This window comes from Streptomyces sp. SID486, assembly GCF_009865385.1.
In the GTDB taxonomy this organism is placed as follows: domain Bacteria; phylum Actinomycetota; class Actinomycetes; order Streptomycetales; family Streptomycetaceae; genus Streptomyces.
This window is the reverse complement of sequence record NZ_WWJT01000446.1, coordinates 1-2,247: the sequence shown is the minus strand read 5'-3', so window position 1 is coordinate 2,247 and position 2,247 is coordinate 1. Positions and strand designations below refer to the sequence as shown.

Here is a 2,247-nt window from a genome sequence, read left to right as displayed (position 1 = left end):
GGTGGGTGGCGGCGAAGGTGGTGGTCTCGGTGGGTCCGTAGCCGTTGACGACGGTGATGTCGGGGTTGTGTGTCATGACGCGGCGGACGGCTTCGGGGGGTACGACGTCGCCGCCGGCCCAGACTTCGCGGACGGTGGTGAAGGTGTGGGGTGCTTCTTCGGCGATGAGGCGGAAGAGGCCGGCGGTGAGCCAGAGGGCGGTGATGTGGTGGTCGGTGATGAGTTGCTGGTAGGTGGTGGTGTCGAGGTGGCCTGCGGGGGCGATGACGAGGGTGCCGCCGGTGAGCCAGGGGACCCACATCTCGTAGGTGGAGGCGTCGAAGGCCATGGGGGAGTGGAAGAGGACGCGGGTGTGGTTGCCGCTCGTGTACATCTTCTGGTGGGCGAGGTCGGCGACGTTGCGGTGGGTGACCGCGACGCCCTTGGGCACGCCGGTGGAGCCGGAGGTGAACATGGCGTACACCGGCTGGTCGGGATGGACCCGCACCCCCGGATCGCTCGCGTCGGCGCCGCCGCCGTCCGCGCCGGTGTCCTGCCCGCCGCCGACGCCGTCCGGGCCGGCGACGTGCAGCAGCCGGGCGTCGGCCGGGAGCTGGAGGCCGTCGACGGCGGTGTCCGTGAGGAAGTGGCCGATGCTCGACTGGGCCACGATGAGCTGGATCCGCTCCATCGGGTAGCGGGTGTCGAGCGGGACGTACACCGCGCCGGCCTTGACGACCGCGAGGGTGCTGACGACCGCGTCGACCGACCGCTCCTGGAGGAGCGCGACCCGGCTCCCGGCACGGACCCCCTCCGCGATCAGCCGGTGGGCCGCGCGGTTGGCCCGTGCGTCGAGTTCCCGGTAGGTCAGTTCCTCGGTGCCGTGCACGACGGCCACGGCGTCCGGGGTCCGGGCGGCCTGCGCGGCGAACAGCTCGCCCAGCCCCGCGTCGGGGCCCTCGGTGACGGTGCCCGCCCAGCGCTCCAGCAGCAGCTCGCGTTCCCCGGCGGACAGCAGCTCCAGCTCACCGACGGGAAGGTCGGGTGCGTCGGCCGCCGCCTCCAGGAGCCGCACGAGCCGGTCTGCGGTCGCCTCGATCGTCCGCGCGTCGTACAGGTCGGTGGCGTACTCGACGGTGATGTCCAGGCCGCCCGGCTCGCCCGCCGCGTCCCGGCGCTCCGCGAAGCCGAAGGTCAGGTCGAACTTGGCGATCTCCACCTCGGAGAACTCGTACGCCGTCTCCAGACCCGGCAGTCCGGGTGCCTCGGCGCTGGTGTCGCCGAGGGTGAGCATGACCTGGAAGAGGGGGTGCCGGGCCGGGGTGCGTTCGGGGTTGAGGATCTCGACCAGGCGGTCGAAGGGCAGGTCCTGGTGGTTCCAGGCGGCCAGGTCGGTCTCCCGGACCCGGTGCAGCAGGTCCCGGAAGCTGGGATCGCCGGTCAGGTCGGTGCGCAGCACGAGCGTGTTGACGAAGAACCCGACGAGGTCGTCGAGTTGCTGGTCGGTGCGGCCGGCGACGGGGGAGCCGAGCGGGATGTCGGGTCCGGCGCCGGAGCGGGAGAGCAGGGTGGACACGGCGGCCTGGGCGACCATGAACAGGGTGGCGCCGGTGTCCTGGGCCAGGGTGGTGAGCGCCCGGTGCAGCCGGGCGTCGCCGTGCACGGTGTGGGTGCTGCCCCGGTTGGAGGCGGTGGCCGGGCGGGGCCGGTCGGTGGGGAGGGTGGCCTCCTCCGGCAGGTCCGCCAGCGTCTCGCGCCAGAAGCCGAGCTGACGCTCCTCGTCCTGCTCCATCAGCCGCTGCTGCCACAGCGCGTAGTCGGCGTACTGGACCGGCAGCGGCTCCCAGCCCGGTGCCCTCCCCTCGGTGCGGGCCGCGTACGCCTCGGACAGGTCGCGGAAGAGCGGGGCGTTGGACCAGCCGTCGGAGGCGATGTGATGGATCACCAGGAGCAGGACGTGCTCCTGGTCGCCGAGTACCAGCAGGTGGGCGCGCAGCGGCAGGCTCGCGGCCAGGTCGAAGGGGGTGGCCGAGAGGCCGGCCAGGCGGGCGGTGAGCGTCTCGGCGGTGACGGGCACGACGGGCAGCTCGACCGGCTCGGGCGGGCGCACCGACTGGTACGCCTTGCCCTCGTGGGTCGGGTAGACCGTGCGCAGGCTCTCGTGCCGGGTGACCAGGTCGGTGAGCGCCAGGCGCAGGGCCTCCCGGTCCAGTTCGCCGGTGAGCCGCAGGGCCATCGGGATGTTGTACGTCGCCGACGGGCCCTCCA

At 72.9% G+C, this 2,247-nt stretch carries 1 protein-coding gene; it reads right to left on the bottom strand.

The features are described 5' to 3' along the window. The coding region (locus GT045_RS20820; protein ID WP_161335082.1) for a condensation domain-containing protein at positions 1-2,247 on the bottom strand (2,247 nt) is incomplete at both ends.